This is a genomic window from Janthinobacterium sp. GW823-FHT03B06, from assembly GCF_058796955.1.
In genome coordinates, this window is the sequence record NZ_JBXAJE010000004.1 from 197,847 (window position 1) to 214,189 (window position 16,343).

At 60.3% G+C, this 16,343-nt stretch carries 16 protein-coding genes and 1 other RNA gene; 6 read left to right on the plus strand and 11 right to left on the minus strand.

Going from position 1 to position 16,343, the window contains the following annotated elements:
• The 5 genes from hisC to gyrA all read right to left on the minus strand — a co-directional run bounded on the left by hisC (position 1) and on the right by gyrA (position 6,985).
• Entirely contained in the window at positions 1–1,107 is a 1,107-nt protein-coding gene (gene hisC, locus AC1RBA_RS15515; RefSeq protein WP_492418961.1) for a histidinol-phosphate transaminase, read from the minus strand.
• A gap of 173 nt (positions 1,108–1,280) precedes the next feature.
• Positions 1,281–2,351, minus strand: coding sequence for a prephenate dehydratase (gene pheA, locus AC1RBA_RS15520; protein ID WP_099410369.1), 1,071 nt, complete (start codon positions 2,349–2,351; stop codon positions 1,281–1,283).
• 83 nt (positions 2,352–2,434) lie between these two features.
• Positions 2,435–3,541 carry a 3-phosphoserine/phosphohydroxythreonine transaminase gene (serC, locus tag AC1RBA_RS15525; RefSeq protein ID WP_492418963.1) on the minus strand — a complete coding sequence of 369 codons (1,107 nt, stop codon included), beginning with the start codon at positions 3,539–3,541 and terminating at the stop codon, positions 2,435–2,437.
• 26 nt (positions 3,542–3,567) lie between these two features.
• A complete protein-coding gene (locus AC1RBA_RS15530; RefSeq protein WP_070219422.1) occupies positions 3,568–4,152 on the minus strand; it encodes a DUF2059 domain-containing protein in 585 nt (194 codons plus the stop codon).
• Between the two features lie 154 nt (positions 4,153–4,306).
• Positions 4,307–6,985, minus strand: coding sequence for a DNA gyrase subunit A (gene gyrA / locus AC1RBA_RS15535; RefSeq protein WP_070219396.1), 2,679 nt, complete (start codon positions 6,983–6,985; stop codon positions 4,307–4,309).
• 656 nt (positions 6,986–7,641) lie between these two features.
• Here gyrA and ompA point away from each other — a divergent pair.
• The 4 genes from ompA (at position 7,642) to ssrA (ending at position 10,398) form a co-directional block, all read left to right on the plus strand.
• Positions 7,642–8,352, plus strand: coding sequence for an outer membrane protein OmpA (ompA, locus tag AC1RBA_RS15540; RefSeq protein ID WP_070219395.1), 711 nt, complete (start codon positions 7,642–7,644; stop codon positions 8,350–8,352).
• A gap of 125 nt (positions 8,353–8,477) precedes the next feature.
• Entirely contained in the window at positions 8,478–9,173 is a 696-nt protein-coding gene (ubiG, locus tag AC1RBA_RS15545) for a bifunctional 2-polyprenyl-6-hydroxyphenol methylase/3-demethylubiquinol 3-O-methyltransferase UbiG (RefSeq protein WP_070219394.1), read from the plus strand.
• A 68-nt stretch (positions 9,174–9,241) separates the two neighbouring features.
• Positions 9,242–9,946, plus strand: a complete 705-nt coding sequence (locus AC1RBA_RS15550) for an HAD family hydrolase (RefSeq protein ID WP_121670972.1) — start codon at positions 9,242–9,244, stop codon at positions 9,944–9,946.
• A 91-nt stretch (positions 9,947–10,037) separates the two neighbouring features.
• Positions 10,038–10,398, plus strand: a transfer-messenger RNA (tmRNA) gene (ssrA, locus tag AC1RBA_RS15555).
• Positions 10,399–10,669: 271 nt separating this feature from the next.
• Here the strand turns inward: ssrA and AC1RBA_RS15560 are convergent.
• From AC1RBA_RS15560 to AC1RBA_RS15580, 5 genes are all read right to left on the minus strand, one after another.
• Positions 10,670–11,056, minus strand: a complete 387-nt coding sequence (locus AC1RBA_RS15560) for a hypothetical protein (RefSeq protein ID WP_083293755.1) — start codon at positions 11,054–11,056, stop codon at positions 10,670–10,672.
• Positions 11,050–11,418, minus strand: a complete 369-nt coding sequence (locus tag AC1RBA_RS15565) for a hypothetical protein (protein WP_070292055.1) — start codon at positions 11,416–11,418, stop codon at positions 11,050–11,052. The genes AC1RBA_RS15560 and AC1RBA_RS15565 overlap by 7 nt, the downstream gene beginning before the upstream one ends.
• 13 nt (positions 11,419–11,431) lie before the next feature.
• Positions 11,432–11,893: a M74 family metallopeptidase gene (locus AC1RBA_RS15570; RefSeq protein ID WP_139143186.1), complete on the minus strand. Its 462-nt coding sequence runs from the start codon at positions 11,891–11,893 to the stop codon at positions 11,432–11,434.
• 283 nt (positions 11,894–12,176) lie between these two features.
• The gene (locus tag AC1RBA_RS15575) at positions 12,177–12,629 is read right to left on the minus strand and encodes a GTP pyrophosphokinase (RefSeq protein ID WP_492418968.1); all 453 of its coding nucleotides are present in this window, start codon (positions 12,627–12,629) and stop codon (positions 12,177–12,179) included.
• Between the two features lie 12 nt (positions 12,630–12,641).
• Positions 12,642–13,481, minus strand: coding sequence for a hypothetical protein (locus tag AC1RBA_RS15580; RefSeq protein WP_492418969.1), 840 nt, complete (start codon positions 13,479–13,481; stop codon positions 12,642–12,644).
• Between the two features lie 204 nt (positions 13,482–13,685).
• Here AC1RBA_RS15580 and AC1RBA_RS15585 point away from each other — a divergent pair, with 204 nt between their 5' ends.
• Both AC1RBA_RS15585 and AC1RBA_RS15590 read left to right on the plus strand, forming a co-directional pair.
• Complete coding sequence (locus tag AC1RBA_RS15585; protein WP_492418971.1) at positions 13,686–14,150, plus strand: hypothetical protein; 465 nt, start codon at positions 13,686–13,688, stop codon at positions 14,148–14,150.
• Position 14,151: 1 nt separating this feature from the next.
• Positions 14,152–14,520 (plus strand): hypothetical protein, encoded by a 369-nt coding sequence (locus AC1RBA_RS15590; protein WP_492418973.1) that lies wholly within the window; start codon positions 14,152–14,154, stop codon positions 14,518–14,520.
• A gap of 183 nt (positions 14,521–14,703) precedes the next feature.
• Here AC1RBA_RS15590 and AC1RBA_RS15595 read toward each other — a convergent pair whose 3' ends face one another.
• Positions 14,704–16,305, minus strand: coding sequence for a GGDEF domain-containing protein (locus AC1RBA_RS15595; protein ID WP_492418974.1), 1,602 nt, complete (start codon positions 16,303–16,305; stop codon positions 14,704–14,706).
• Positions 16,306–16,343 lie beyond the last annotated feature (38 nt).

The following is a 16,343-nucleotide window of genomic DNA, read 5'->3' on the forward strand; positions in this document are numbered from 1 at the left end:
TCAGGCCAGCGCTTTCGTCAGCGCGGCGATGAGGATGGCATTTTCCTGCGGCAGGCCGATGGAAATGCGCAGCCATTGCGGCAAGCCATAGCTGCCGACCGGACGCACGATCACGCCCTGCTTGAGCAATGCCAGGTTGACACGCGCGCCAGCTTCGTCATCGTCACCCACCCTCACCAGCACGAAATTGCCGTGCGACGGCACGTATTCCAGGCCCAGGGCGTCGAACGCCTCCGTGAACTGCTGGTAGCCGGCCGCGTTGTTGCGCGCGCTTTGCTCGAGGAAGGCCTTGTCGTTCAGGGCGGCGATCGCGGCGGCCTGCGCCAGCGAGTTGACGTTGAACGGCTGGCGGATGCGGTTCATCAGGTCCGTCAGCACCGGCTGGGCGATGGCGAAGCCGATGCGCAGGCCGGCCAGGCCATACGCCTTCGACAAGGTGCGCGACACCACCAGGTTCGGATACTGGCGCACCCACGCCGTCGACTCGTACTGGTCGTCGGCCGACAGGAATTCGTTGTAGGCTTCGTCGAGCACGACGACGACATGCGCCGGCACTTTTTGCAGGAAGGCTTCGAGCTGCGCGGCCGACAGGAAGGTGCCGGTCGGGTTGTTCGGGTTGGCGATGAAGACCAGACGCGTGTCATCGGCAATCGCCGCAGCCATCGCGTCGAGGTCATGGCCGTAGGCTTGCGCCGGCACGACGATGTGGCGCGCGCCCAGGCCTTGCGTGGCCAGCGCGTACACGGCAAACGAGTACTGCGAGTAGACGACGGATTGGCCATGCTGCACGAAGGCGTGCGCGGCGATTTCCAGGATGTCGTTGCTGCCGTTGCCCAGGGTGATCCAGTCGGCCGGCACGTCGTAGCGCTTCGACAGCACGGCTTTCAAGTCGAAGCCGTTGGCGTCCGGGTAGCGGCCCAGGTCATCGATGGCGGCGATCATCGCCTGCTTCGCCGATTCCGGCATGCCGTACGGGTTTTCATTCGACGCCAGCTTGACGATGGCTGCCTCGTCGAGGCCGAATTCGCGCGCAACTTCCGCGATCGGTTTGCCGCTCTGATAAGGGGCGATGGCGCGGACGTATTCTGGACCGATATTTTTAGACATGGTGTTCTTTAAAAGTTGGTGAATGATTAGGCTGGTGGCTGTTGTTGGGTTACGCTGCGCTAACCCAAGCTACGGCTTACCGTGGTTGTTTGTTGGGTTACGCTGCGCTAACCCAACCTACAGCTTACCGTAGGTCGGATTAGCGCAGCGTAATCCGACACCAGTCAACGAAGTCACAAACTGACCGGATACGACCCCAGCACCTTGAAAAACGCCGCATTGCTCTGCAGCTCGGCCAGCGCCTGGGCGACGGCCGCGTCGTGCACGTGGCCCTCCACGTCGACATAGAAATAATACTCCCAGCTGCCCATGCGCGCCGGGCGCGACTCGAAGCGCGTCATCGACACGCCGTGCTTGGCCAGGGGCGCCAGCAGCTGGTACACGGCGCCCGCCTTGTTCGGCACGGCCAGCACCAGCGAGGTCTGGTCCTTGCCCGATGGCGCCGTCTGCAAGGTGCCCACGACGGCAAAGCGCGTGCGGTTGTGCGGGTCGTCCTGGATATGGCCCTTGACCACGCCCAGCTTGTACTGCGCGCCGGCCAGTTCGCTGGCAATCGCCGCCACCGTGCCGTCTTCGCCGGCCATGCGGGCCGCCTCGGCATTCGAGGCCACGGCGCGGCGCTCGATGTGCGGGTAGTTCTGGTTCAGCCAGACCTGGCACTGCGCCAGCGCCTGCGAATGGGCGCAGATGGACGTGACGCCATCCATGTTGCCGCTCTTCGTCATGAGGCTGTGGTGCACGGCGATCGCCACCTCGCCGCTGATGATGAGGCTAGTCTGCAGCATCATGTCGAGCGTGCGGTTGACGGCGCCTTCCGAGGAATTTTCGATCGGCACGACGCCAAAGTCCGCCGTTCCCGCCTCGGCGGAACGGAATACTTCATCGATGGACGCGCACGGCAAGCCTTCGACGGCGCTGCCGAACTGCTGATACACGGCCTGCTCGCTGAAGGTGCCGGCCGGGCCAAGGTAGGCCACGGTCACGCGCTTTTCCAGCGAGCGGCAGGACGACATGATTTCGCGGAAGATGGTCTGCACTTCGCGGTTGCCCATGGGGCCGGGATTACGCTCGGCCACGCCGCGCAGCACCTGCGCTTCGCGCTCGGGACGGAATACGGGCGCCTGCGTCTCGGCCTTCACGTGGCCCACCTGCTGGGCGATTTGCGCGCGGCGGTTCAGCAGTTCGAGGATTTGCGCGTCGATCGCATCGATCTGTTCGCGCAGCGGTTTCAATTTATCGGTCATGGATGGTTTGTTTCGTCAGCTGTACTTCAATCATGGCCGCGCGGCCTGCGCCGGCGGCGGGCCGGCGCGGTCGGTTAAGCGACTCAGCGTCCGGCAAACTCGTTCAGATAATTCACCAGGGCTTGCACGCCCTCGATCGGCATCGCGTTATAGATCGATGCACGCATGCCGCCGACGGACTTGTGGCCCTTCAGTTGCAGCAGGCCGCGCTGCTTGGCGCCGGCCAGGAATGCGTCGTTCAGACTTTCATCGCGCAGATAGAACGGGATGGTCATGCGCGAACGGTATGCAGGGTCGACCCGGTTTTGGTAGAAGTCGTCCGCGTCGAGCGCCGCGTACAGCAGCGCCGCTTTCTCAATATTACGCTGTTCCATGGCTGCAACGCCACCCTGGCGTTTGAGCCACTGGAAAACCAGGCCGGCGATATAGATGCCGTAGGTGGGCGGCGTGTTGTACATCGACTCATGTTCGGCCACGATGGTCCAGTCGAAAGCCGACGGGCAGATCGGCAGCGCCTTGCCCAGCAAGTCTTCGCGCACGATGACCAGGGTCAAGCCGGCCGGGCCGATATTTTTCTGCGCGCCGCCGAAGATCACGCCGTATTGCGACACGTCGATCACGCGCGACAAAATGTGCGAGGACATGTCGGCCACGATAGTGGTGCCTGGCGGCACGCTTGGCGCCTGCTGGAACTCCACGCCGTCGATGGTTTCATTGGTGCAGATGTGCAGGTAGGCGGCGCCTGGCGTCAGCTTCCATTCGGCGACGGGCGGCACGCCAGTGAAACGGGCAGCCTTCGAGGACGCGGCCACGTTCACATTGGCATACTTGGCCGCTTCCTGGATCGACTTGCCCGACCACGAGCCCGTGTGCACGAAGTCGACGGTGGCCGGCTGCTGCGCGGCCAGGCCCACCAGGTTCATCGGGATGATGGCGTTCTCACCCAGGCCACCGCCCTGCAGGAACAGGATTTTGTAGTTCTCGGGCACGGCCAGCAGCTCGCGCAGGTCGGCCACGGCCTGCTTGTAAATGGAGATGAATTCGGGACCACGGTGGCTCATTTCCATCACCGACATGCCGCTGCCGTGCCAGTCCTGCATCTCGGCGGCCGCTTGCGCCAGCACTTCCTTGGGCAGAACGGCGGGGCCGGCGGAGAAGTTGTAAATAGGGCTTAAGGCTTGATGGGTCACGATACAGTCCTTGGCGAAAATGAGAATTATTGGGGCGATTGCGTGGCCGCCCGCATGACCTGATCAAGCACGGCGTTCACGCGGGGGATCAGCACGCGCTGGCTGATGGCCATCGATTCGGCCGACAGCTGCGGCATGGTGGCCAGCATCTTGCGGCCCAGCGGCGTCTTGTAGAAGGCCGTCAGCTGCTCGACTTCCGGCACCGTGTAAAAACGCGCATACAGGGGCACCATTTCGTCGCCCAGCTCGTCGATCAGGGTCGGGTCGGCCAGTACCTGCGTCAGGGTGGCGATGGCCAGGGGGATTTCTTCCTCGGCGCTGGCCAGCGCGCGCGCCTTGCGCTGCTCGTCCAGTTTCGGGTTGCTGTTGATTTGCTGCTGCGCCGACTGGCGGATCATGGCCGGCACCGATTGCAGCATCTGGTCGAAGATGCTGCGCGTCAGTTGCGGGAACTGCATCGCGTCGAGCATGCGCCGCACGGCCACTTTCATGGCGGGGCTTGGCGCCGCCTGGCGGGCGGGCGTGGCTTGCGTGCTCTGGGCCAGGGCCGGCAGGGTCGCAAGAAAGGCCAGCGAAAACGCGGCGAAGAAGGTGGCGACGATTTTTCTCATGGCATGCGGGATGTTGAATGACTGGTAAAAGGGCACTGCCGGATGCATGTCGGCTTACGCCCGACGGGCTAAGCCGACCTACGAAATTCTGCTGGCAGCACCACGAAAAGACGCGCCAATAGCAATTGGGGCTCCCGAAAGAGCCCCAATCATCTTACTCCGGCTGGGCCGGGTCGACAGGATCGGCTGGTTCGGCCGCTGCCGGTGCGGCATCCGTGCCCGCCTCCGTCGTCAGCTCGACTTCGTCGATATCCGTTTCCACCACGCGCTGCAGGCCGGACAGCTTGGTGCCGTCTTCCACGGCGATCAGGGTCACGCCCTGTGTCGCGCGGCCCATCTCGCGGATTTCCGACACGCGGGTGCGGATCAAGACGCCGCCGGTGGTGATCAGCATGATTTCATCGCTGGCATCGACCAGGGTCGCGGCAACCACTTTACCGTTGCGCTCGCTGGTCTGGATGGCGATCATGCCTTTGGTGCCACGGCCATGGCGCGTGTATTCGGTGATCGGCGTACGCTTGCCGTAACCGTTTTCCGTGGCCGTCAGCACCGACTGCTGCTCGTTCTCGGCCACCAGCAGGGCGATCACGTGCTGGCCTTCTTCCAGGTTCATGCCACGCACGCCGCGCGCCGTGCGGCCCATCGGACGCACATCGTTTTCGTCGAAGCGCACTGCCTTGCCCGAATCGGAGAACAGCATCACGTCGTGCTGGCCGTCCGTCAGCGCCGCGCCGATCAGGAAGTCGCCGTCGTCCAGGTCGACCGCGATGATGCCGGCCTTGCGTGGATTGCTGAAGTCCTTCAGCGGCGTCTTCTTGACGGTACCGAGGCTGGTCGACATGAACACGTAATGGTCTTCCGGGAACGTGCGGTTCTCGCCCGACAGCGGCAGGATCACGGTGATCTTTTCGTTGTCCTGCAGCGGGAACATGTTGACGATCGGCTTGCCGCGCGAGTTGCGCGAGCCTTGCGGCACTTCCCACACCTTCAGCCAGTACATGCGGCCGCGATCCGAGAAGCACAGGATGTAGTCGTGCGTGTTAGCGATGAACAGCTGGTCGATCCAGTCTTCCTCTTTGGTCGCCATGGCCTGCTTGCCGCGTCCGCCGCGCTTCTGCGCGCGGTATTCGGTGATCGGCTGGGCCTTCATGTAGCCGGTGTGCGACAGGGTCACGACCATGTCCTGCGGCGTGATCAGGTCTTCCGTTTCCAGGTCGGTCGCGTTCAACTCGATCTGCGAGCGGCGCACGTCCTTGTTGCCGGCGCCGTATTCGTTCTTCGCCAGGGTCATTTCATCGGTAATGATGACGGTGACGCGTTCCGGCTTGGCCAGGATGTCGAGCAAGTCGGCGATATGTTCCATCACGTCCTTGTACTCGTTGACGATCTTGTCCTGCTCCAGGCCGGTCAGGCGCTGCAGGCGCATCTGCAGAATTTCCTGCGCCTGGTCGTCCGACAGCTTGTACAGGCCATCCGTCTGCATGCCGTAGTGCTTCGGCAGGTTTTCCGGACGGTAGGCATCGACGCCGCCCGGCGTCGTGCCGTCGCCCGTACGGGCCAGCATTTCGCGCACGACGGACGAATCCCAGGCCTTGGCCATCAGCTCGACCTTGGCGATCGGCGGCGTCGGCGCGGCCTTGATGATGGCGATGAAGTCATCGATGTTGGCCAGCGCGACCGCCAGGCCTTCGAGCACGTGACCGCGTTCGCGCGCCTTGCGCAGTTCGAACACGGTGCGGCGCGTGACCACTTCGCGGCGGTGCGACAGGAAGCATTGCAGCATCTGCTTGAGGTTCAGCAGCTTCGGCTGACCATCGACCAGGGCCACCATGTTCATGCCGAAGGTGTCTTGCAACTGGGTCTGCTTGTACAGGTTGTTCAGCACCACTTCCGGCACTTCGCCCCGCTTCAGCTCGATCACCACGCGCATGCCCGACTTGTCGGATTCGTCGCGGATGTCGGAAATGCCGTCGAGCTTCTTGTCGCGCACGTTTTCAGCGATGCGTTCCAGCAAGGATTTCTTGTTGACCTGGAAAGGCAGCTCGTCGACGATGATGGCGATGCGGCCGCCATCCTTGCCGTATTCCTCGAAGTGGGTCTTGGCGCGCATGACAACGCGGCCGCGGCCCGTGCGATAGCCGTCGCGCACGCCGGACACGCCATAGATGATGCCGGCCGTCGGGAAGTCCGGCGCCGGGATCAGCTCGATCAATTCATCGATCGTGCACTCGGGATTGCGCAGCACGTGCAGCGCGCCGTCGATGACTTCGGTGATGTTGTGTGGCGGAATGTTCGTCGCCATGCCGACGGCAATACCGGACGAGCCATTGATCAGCAGGTTCGGGATACGCGTCGGCAAGACCGTCGGTTCCTTTTCCTTGCCGTCGTAGTTGGGCTGGAAGTCGACGGTGTCCTTGTCGATATCAGCCAGCAGCTCGCCGGCGATCTTGTCGAGGCGGCACTCGGTGTAACGCATCGCCGCGGCGCCGTCGCCGTCGACGGAACCGAAGTTGCCCTGGCCATCGACGAGCATGTAGCGCAGCGAGAAATCCTGCGCCATGCGTACCAGTGTGTCGTAGATCGAGGCATCGCCGTGGGGATGGTATTTACCCATGGTTTCGCCGACCACGCGGGCGCACTTGACGTAAGGGCGGTTCCACACGTTATTCATTTCATGCATCGCGAACAAGACGCGGCGGTGCACTGGCTTCAAGCCATCGCGCGCATCGGGCAAGGCGCGACCGACGATCACGCTCATGGCGTAATCGAGGTAGCTCTTGCGCATCTCTTCTTCGAGGGAAATAGGAATTGTTTCTTTTGCGAATTGATCCATTGGCGGTTCGACTGATCTCAGGCTGTGGTTAACTTATCTGTTACGCAATGTATGACGCAATACTGCATATCCTGGGTGGCTGTCGTCGTGGACGCCGCGCCGCGCGCTGCTGGCGTGGCCCGGCTTCCATGTCGCAGAGTGCCAAAACAAATCGGCGGGCTGGCGGCAAGGCCAGTACGGGTACCGCAAGGGTACGTGCTGGCCATGCAGTGCCGCCGTGGGCATTTGCCCGGCACTCTTAACAGTCAAGCGCACGATTTTAGCATGCGCGCCCAGCTACCTGTACAAATTGGCCAGACCAGCAACATTGGCAGTTTGCACCGGGGTCGTGCATGTTGCTCTGCCGATAATGCACAACGGCAATGTCAGTTCAAGACACCTGCCCTTAAAAGTGGCAAGAAAAGCGATCAATTGTTACAGATGCGTTACAAATGGGCATTTTCGTTGCGCAAAAACAACGCACGGTCTAAAATCGGGCAAGCTTTGATTTAACCACGGTCGTGCGCCCCTGATGCGTGTGGCAAAATGACTGGGAAGTTAATTGCTAGTTTCGCAATCTGAAACGAGCGCATATGGTCTACATGATAAAATCTTGGCACGTAGCACCAGTAGCGCAGTGTTGTTCTGCGGATATCACCCCCCGAAAGGAAAAAAGAATGAATAAATTTGTAACGCTGTTTTTCGCTGCATCCGCAGTGATTGCTGGCTCGGCTTCGGCCCAAACCCCAACCTCCCCACCATTCGCGCCAGTTACCACTGACATCCAAGCACCAAGCCCGAAAAGCGCTTACGTGCAAGATGCCCGCGGCGTGATCGTGCGTGACCCATTCGGCCTGTGCTGGCGCACCGGCTACTGGACACCTGCTGACGCAGTGCCAGGTTGCGACGTACCACTGTGCGTAGAGCCAGAAACCCTGCAAGACGGCAAATGCGTAGCACCTCCAGCGCCAGTCGTACCTGCACCAGCACCAGCACCAGTCGTGCCAGTGCCAGTCGTCGTTGCTCCTACCTCGGAAAAAGTCAGCTTCGCCGCTGATGCATTCTTCGATTTCGACAAAGCTACGCTGAAGCCAGAAGGCAAAGCCAAGCTGGACGAGCTGACCGCACAACTGGGCGGCATCAACCTGGAAGTCATCATCGCTGTGGGTCACACCGACTCCGTCGGCACCGATGCTTACAACCAAAAACTGTCGGTACGTCGTGCTGATGCTGTCAAAGCCTACCTGGTTACCAAAGGCGTTGAAAGCAACCGCGTGTACACCGAAGGCAAAGGCGAAAAACAACCTGTTGCTGATAACAAAACTGCCGAAGGCCGTGCGAAAAACCGTCGCGTGGAAATCGAAGTTGTTGGTACCCGCAACAAGTAATAGCTGCCCCCTCGACTCGGCGCAAATCATCGCGCAAGTCAAGAACAGCTGAAAAACCCCGCCACGGCGGGGTTTTTTTTCGTCCGTGGCTGCCCAATTGTAAAATTGCCGCTATTATTCGACCTATGAACGCCGACCCTCTCGAAATCCAAAAATTCAGTGAGCTGGCCCACCGCTGGTGGGACCCCACTTCCGAGTTTCGTCCCCTGCACGAAATTAATCCCCTGCGCCTGGAATGGATCAACGCGAAAGTGCCGCTGGCCGGCAAACGCGTGATCGACATCGGCTGCGGCGGCGGCATCCTGGCCGAATCGATGGCCCGCAAGGGCGCCGACGTGACGGGCATCGACCTGTCCGACAAGGCATTGAAAGTGGCCGACCTGCACAGCCTGGAATCCGGTGCCAAGGTACGCTACAAGCTGATCGCCGCCGAAGCCATGGCCGCGGAAGAGCCGGGCCAGTACGACGTCGTGACGTGCATGGAAATGCTCGAGCACGTGCCGGACCCCGCCGCCATCGTCAAGGCTTGCGCCACCCTGGTGAAACCGGGCGGCCACGTTTTCCTGTCGACCCTGAACCGCAACCCGAAAGCGTATCTGTTCGCCATCCTGGGCGCCGAATACCTGCTGCGTCTGCTGCCGAAAGGCACGCACGACTATGACAAATTCATCACCCCGGCCGAACTGTCGCAATACCTGCGCAGTGCCGGCCTGGACGTCAACAGCATGCGCGGCATGGGCTACAATCCGCTGACCAAGATTTACTCACTTAATAGCGATACCAGCGTCAATTATCTGGTGGCCTGCACCCGGCCGCTGTAACCATCACGCACAATACAAGGCGGCTGCGGCCGCCATTTTTCATTCCCACTTGACACACTTTGCCCGCCATGATCACTGACCATCTGCCAGCCCCGCGCGCCATCCTGTTCGACCTCGACGGCACCCTGGCCGACACCGCGCCCGACCTGGCGGCGGCCATCAACCTGCTGCGCGCGCGCGCCGGCCTGGCGCCGACTCCGTATGACATCCTGCGCCCCACAGCCTCGGCCGGCGCGCGCGGCATGATAGGCGCATCGTATGGCGTCCAACCGGGCGAAAGCGGCTACGAAGCGCTGAAAGACGGTTTCCTGAACAATTACGAAGCGGCCCTGGCCGTGGAAAGCCGTTTATTCGACGGCATCCCCGCCATGCTGGAAGGCTTGAGCGCCCTGGGCCTGGCCTGGGGCGTGGTCACCAACAAGGCCGCCCGCTTCACCGACCCGCTGGTGGGACAGATCGGCCTGGGCGGCGCCGGCTGCGTGATCTCGGGCGACACCATGGCGCACCCGAAACCCCACCCCGCCCCCCTGCTGGAAGCGGCCCGCCGCCTGGAGCTGGCGCCGGAAGACTGCTGGTACGTGGGCGACGACCTGCGCGACATCCAGGCCGGCCGCGCCGCCGGCATGCGCACGGTCGCCTGCGCCTGGGGCTACTGCGGCCCCGTCGAGCCGCAGCACTGGAACGCCGACCATTTGCTCGATACGCCGCAAGCGTTGCTCGAGCTGGTGAGTACTGTGGTGAAGGCGGCGCAGGAGCGGCAGCTGGCGGCTTGATGGCTTGAAACTGCATCTGCCTGGCCTTCTATCCATTACTGCGAATGCATCATGCAAGAGTGGGCAGATTGCGCTACAATGAAGGTTCTGTGGGGACGACCTGGTTTCGACGTGGGTTGCAAAGCAGCGCAGGGCATACCGAGGGCGGGCTACCTCGTAAATACAACCTGAAAAAACTTAACTGCAAACGATAACTCGTACGCACTGGCAGCTTAATCGCTGTTAGCTCTAGAACACCTCGTCCCTGGGGTGGGCCGTCAAAAGCTCTAGAGTCATTTACAGGGACTCGTCGTATGCTGGGTTACTTAGCGTCCGACTAAATAATAGGTAACTCGCTTGCCCATAACGTGCACATCCGTGCTGGCTGAGTTAAATCAAATGATAGTGCTAAGTATGTAGAACTGTCTGTGGAGTGCTTGCGGACGCGGGTTCGATTCCCGCCGTCTCCACCACTGAATAAATAAAAGGGCTTCCCCGTTTTGGCGGGGAGGCCCTTTTTATTTATTCCATGCATGCAGAGCGCGGGCAGCGCATCCGCGTCCGGTACGGGCGCGGGGGTTGTGCGGGGCCTTCGGCGAGCGCAGCTCGGCGCCGCAAAACCGGGTTGCGCTTGCAAGCGCAACCCTCTCCGATTCGTCTGACTGGCTTTTGCGCCGCAGGCGGTTTTTCCTAACAACAACCTTAGCTGTTCAGGCTGTGGACGTATGCCGGGCCTGACCCTCGCTACTCCCCGCACACCGCCCCACCCACCGTTCCCCCAATACTCAAGCCCGTCGACAAATCAAACCCAAAATCACAGCGATAGCCATCCTTTGATCGATATCGGCACAGCAGCATGTCACGATTACGAATGCGTATTTGCGGATCGGCGCAGCCATCGCGCATATCCGGACCGATGGCTTCGAACACGTCTTTTGCGGCGGTGCCTGTCAAGCGAAACGCGACTTTGGTATCGCCCGCAACCGGGGCCACGGTATCGTCGAGATATCCACCGTAGATCGCGTACGAAGCTGAAAAATTTCTCTCTGCAAATTCCCATATAGCCCGGGCCTGGTTCGCCAACAGCAGGCACAGCAGCGTAACGCATAGCAGGCTGGCGCGTCTCAGCATATGGAGCCGCCGATGCTGCGCCCGGTCAGCAGGTCAAAGCCGAAGTCGCAGTGATGGCCATCACGGGGATGGTAGGAGCAGCTCACTTCCGCCCGCTGGCGCAGGCGATATTCGCCATCCACGCCGCACGCGTTGCGCAAGTCGGGGCCCATCGCATCAAATAGCTGTTTCGCCGCCTTGCCGTCGATCCAGAACGCGATGCGCTTGTCTTTCCTTGTCGGCGGCTGTGGATCGCTCAGGCTTCCGCCATAAATCGCATAGCGGCCTTTGAATGGCTGATAAGAAAATAGCCATTGGGGGGCGGATTGGGCCATGGCCGTAGCCAAAACAAAGAGAAGAAAAACAGCGAGAAGACGTTTCATGTCATCTGCCCCGCTACTTGATCGTGACATGAAAATGGTCGTCGTGGCGTATCAGTGGTCTTATCCGGGGGATGGTGGGGTCATTAAAAAAGATAACCTGGACAAAGCTGAATTCAAAAAATATGCGGATCAGCTGTGCCGTTGCATCGCGGTCGTAGTGCGTGTCAAACCTTGTTACAGCGCTCTCCATTTTGTCTTTGCGAAGCAATCGGACGTCGACGTCTTTTCCGCTTCGATGACCTTTATGTTCACTGTAGGGAGTTCCATCAGCCAGGCTGATATTTCCGAAACCAATTTTCCGGCTATCGATGCCCTGCCATTGATGTTCAACCAAGAATAGCAGCGAAAGCAACTTGGGATGAGCATACTGGCCGGCACCATTGGGCGGTGTTCCATAGGTGTAGTAACCCGCGCCTTCCGGCCTTTGCGGAAGATTAAAGTAGCCGCGTCTATCCATGGGCTGCAATTCCAGCATGCGCACTCCTGAATGTAAAACCTCAGCGCTCAGCTCAACGCAAATGGCGCCAGGTGATGCTCCCGTACATCTCACGGAGCATGTCACGCGCCGATGTAGTTGGCAGAGCTCGCACCTTCGCTCGCAAAAAAACATGCGCACGCGACGATTTTTGCCCTTATGCATTTTCTGGGCATTGCGTAGAATCAAACATCCATACACTGATGGCATCGTTTTCGGGTGTTCCCGCTACTTGAAGCCAAGATATTGATGCTGCGCAAAGGTGCGCCGCGCCACCTTGAAACTAAAAAACGTCCCCCCGTAAATACCCGATCGCCCTCCGATATTTCTCTATCCTCTCCAGATCCTTCTGCGTCGGCTCCCCTATCCGCGACAGATCGCTATTCTCAGCCAGATCAGCCAGCTTGACGGCCTTGCCGACCGGGTTCAAGGCCGCGTGGGCGATGAAATCTTCATACAACTCGCCCTCGATCTTGGTCACGGCGCGCACGCCGTCGATGACGTCCTGGGAAAATCCTTCGCGCGCCAGGTCATCGAAGGTGACTTTGCCATCGCTGTCTTCCACCACGTCATGCAGCACGGCGACGATCTGCTGGGCGCCGGGGGCGACGCGCAGCATCACGCGCAAGGGGTGCAAAATGTACGGCGCGCCGCCCTTGTCCGTCTGGCCGGCATGGGTGGCGGCGGCAATTTCAATCGCGCGCTCCAGGGTGCCGCGACTTGCATGTTCACTCATGTTCACTCCTTTTTACTCCACATTGATTGATGTGTCCCTTGCGCGCCAGCCGCGGCGCTGCAAGTGGCACACGCTGGTGCACAGCAAGGCTGGCACCAATAAATTGAGAACCGGCACGAGCATCAGCAAGCACAACAGCAGGCCCAGGGCAACAATCGCCGGACGCTGTTCGCGGCGCAATGCCACTTGCTGTTCCGCGCCAAGTACCTCTGCGGCCGCCGCTCCGTAGATCATCTGGACGTTCCAGGCCAGCAAGTACGCGATCAGCACGCACATGGCCCACACGGGGATCAGCAGGGAGAGCAGCAGCAACAGGCGCCGCCGCCAGGCGGGGCGCGGGACGGACGCATCCAGGCCGGCCGGCGCTTGCCACATGGCATAGCGGCGCGCCACAACGGCCTTGGCGCGCTCCAGCAACAACCAGCGCAGCGGCACGCGCACCGTGCCGATGGCGCCGACGACAAAGACCATCACATAGAAAAATGCAGCCAGCGCCAGCAGCGCCAAGGCGATCTGGCCGATCGACAGCAAGGCTTTGGCGGCGCTGCCCAGGCCGCCGGCGATATTGCCCATCTGCGTGACGGTGGCAGGCCCGTTGGCCAGTGTCCCGACGCCATCCATCACGCCCAGGCCCAGCAAGCCGGTAACGGACACCAGCGCCAGCATGGCGCTGAGCTCGACAAAAAAACGGCCGAAGCAGCTATACAGCACCAGCCACAACGCCACGACCGCCATGCACCACAGCGCGGAACGCCACCACAGCCCCGCATGACGGGCATCGCGCAGCCCCAGCCCCACGCAAGTGAAGGCTTCCCGCCAGGCCAGCAGCCAGGTTTGCAATGTTTTTGTCACCTTCGGGCAGACTCCGCAATCAAGGGGCGGATACGTCGATCCGGATGTTGCCGATTGTACATGGACCAGGCTGACGCACGCGCCGCCGAGAGCAAGGGACAAACCCGGCTCCGGCTTGCCATTGTTTGCGATCCCGCAATTCCAGGCGGAAAGAAATGCGAAACAATACCAACTCCACCACCGTTGCGCCTAGCGGAGTCGAGCATGCTTGAAGTTCAGCCCAGGGATAAGCGCGGGTTTTTCATCCTGCCCCAGGCTCCGGAAGACGCAGGGTATTACGTCTATGGCACCCCGGGCAGGGGCGCGGGCCAGTACGCGCATCCAAACATGATGATGGCGCTCCTGTATGTGGAACGCGAATGGCAAGCAATCGATGACCGGCAATTCGGGATTGGCAACATCAGTCTGGCTAACGGCACCGCCTACGGGGAACACTCAACGCACAAATCCGGCCTGGAGGTAGACATTCGTCCACTGCGCAGGGGCGGCCTTCAACTCCCTGTTTATTGGTACGACAAAGACTACTATCAAGCCGCGACGGCAAAGCTCATCGCACTTTTTCGGGCCCATGCCAGTGTGCGCAGGGTGCTGTTTAACGATACCGGCATTCCATTCGTGACACCATTCAAAAATCACGACCATCATTTCCATCTGGAACTGAGAGCCTGATATGAAAAAACTGTGGGCTGTGGCCTTCGGCGCCATCACCGTATTCTCGCTGGCCTATGCAGGCGGCAGCAGCGACTGGGGCGAATACAAACATTTCAAAGGGGCTTATCTGATTTATTCGAATACCTTGGGCGAGCAACAGCCGCCCACACCGCATGACCGCAAGATTTCTTTCGTGGTCACGGGGGCCGTTGCCAGGGACATGTTTGACTCGATGGCTCCGGATTCGAAAGAGCGCTGCAGTTTGGAGAAAGGCTATCGGCAGCGCGACAAGGAAAATGTTTCCTGTCTCCGGGATGATGACGGCTATAGGTGTCACTTCGGCTTTAACTTGCGCAGTGGCAAAAGCATTGCTGGATCGATTTGCTAGATCGCGTGGGGTGACCGGAGCCTTAGCCCAGCCAATCCTGCACGGCTTCCAGTCCCTGCAAGCGTACTCCGCAATGAAGAGGCGGACACGTCGATCCGGATGTTGCCGATTGTACATGGACAAGGCTGGCGCACGCGCAGCGCAGGGCAAACCCGACGCAGCGCCATCAGCCTTCAACAATGGCTATCGAAACGCCAAAGCCGTCGCAGCCTGATCGGCATGATCGCAAGCTGACGCATGGCAGACCCGGTTTCTCCCCGCTGCCTTGGCCTTGTACAGTGCCTTATCCGCGAGTTCAACCAGCTCGACCGCCTGGTTTTTCAGGTACGTCGGCATCAACGCCGCCACACCGACGCTGGCCGTCACCACGCCAAGAGGATTGCCACGATGCTCGATTCCCAGCGATTGCACGGCCTGGCGGACGTCTTCCGCCACCGTCAAGGCGCCCGGCAGATCCGTCCCCGGCAATAAAATGACCATTTCCTCGCCGCCATAGCGCGCCGCAAGGTCGCCCGGCCGGCGCATGCTGTAAGCCACCACCTTGCCGAGTTTTCTCAGGCACTCGTCGCCGGCCACATGGCCATAGATATCGTTGTATTGCTTGAAGAAGTCGACATCGATCAACACCAGTCCAAGTGAGCTATTTTCACGCTGCGCACGGCTGAACTCGGCAAGCAGCGACTGGTCGAAGTGGCGCCGGTTAGCCAGCCCCGTCAACCCATCCTGATTGGCAAGGCGGGCCAGGGTTTCATTGATCAATTCCAGCTCGTTGCGCGCTTCAAGCAGTCCCGCCTCGCTTTTCACCCGCAAATCGATCAGCCGCACCACGCGGTATCCGATAAACGCGATCAGCAATACCAGCACCCCGCCCACGGCGTTTTGTATCACGGTATCGAGGCGCCATGCAGCGAGGACTTCATCCTGTGACAATGCGGCAGAGACCACCAGCGGATATTCTTCGACTCTTCGATAGCTGTTGATGCGCGTCACGCCATCGACCCGCGACTTGATCACGGCCGTGCCTACGGGACTTTTCGGTAAATAATCATGAAATAAGGGAAACTGCGAAAGATCGCGCCCCAGCAAACTCTCATCGAATGGCCTGCGCAATAAAAGAATGCCTTTTCCATTCGCGATGAAAATGGCGCCTTTTTCTCCTATTGAAAAACGTTCATAAAACTGCCTGAAATAATGCATTTCGATGGTCGCCAGCGCCACGCCGCCAAAGCTGCCGTCAGGCAAATTGATCCGCCGCGATACCGTGACTATCCAGTCCCCCATCGATTTGCTGCGCACGGGCGGGCCGACATAAGGCCCCCGATCATCATGCGTTCGATGGTAGTTGAAATAATCTCGATCGGAATTATTCAGATTACTCAACAAAGTTTTCTGAGAGTTCACGAGCCAGCTGCCATCCCTGGCATAGACGAAGATGCCGTGCAGCTGCCGCAGCTCGGCTACGCGGGTGACCAGCAATTTATGGAGACGGGCCAGTTCAAGGTCGGAGACACCGTCCGCCTCCAGCCGCTCCACCAAACCGACCAGCACCGTATCGGCCTCCTTGATGGTGTCATAGGCATGCTGGGCAACAGATTGCGCCAGGTTGGCGCTTTCACGGCCCGCTTCATTCAATTGCACCTCGCGCGCACGCAAGGTCATCCATAACTGCGTCGCCAGGAGCGACAGGCATACGAGCACGACAAATGAGATCGCCAGCGGCAGCAAGGAAAATCCCCGGAAGCCCGCTCCCAGCAATCGTGGCGGCAAGCTGCGTGACCTGGTCATGGATACACTCCCGGTTTGATATCCGGCAAAGTGTGCAC